Source organism: Rahnella bonaserana (genome assembly GCF_019049675.1).
Lineage (GTDB): Bacteria > Pseudomonadota > Gammaproteobacteria > Enterobacterales > Enterobacteriaceae > Rahnella > Rahnella bonaserana.
The window spans coordinates 1-255 of record NZ_JAFMOW010000011.1 but is presented as its reverse complement, the minus strand read 5'-3'; the positions used below and the strand labels follow the sequence as shown (position 1 = coordinate 255).

At 64.7% G+C, this 255-nt stretch carries 1 pseudogene; it reads right to left on the bottom strand.

Features of this window, described 5'->3' with window-relative positions:
• Positions 1-255 (bottom strand): annotated as a pseudogene (locus J1778_RS00040) (type VI secretion system Vgr family protein); the annotation flags it as partial.

The window sequence follows — 255 nt, the reverse complement described above, 5'->3', positions numbered from 1 at the left end:
AACGCCCCTGATTATCCAGCCACGCGTAGGTGTCGCCTTTGGTCGGGCTTTCCACCCGCGCCGGTATCGTGCCGCTGAGCACCGGCCGCGCCGGTGGTTCGGGACGGAAGCAAATCGTTTCGCGGTAGGCCATCCCCCAGATAGTGAGGCGAAAATGTTCGGTGCGTGAGCCTTTGGCGACGATGCGGGTAATGAGGATGCCGTCCGGCAGGTCGCTGAACGGATAGGCCTGCGGCTCCAGCACCTGACCCGCCG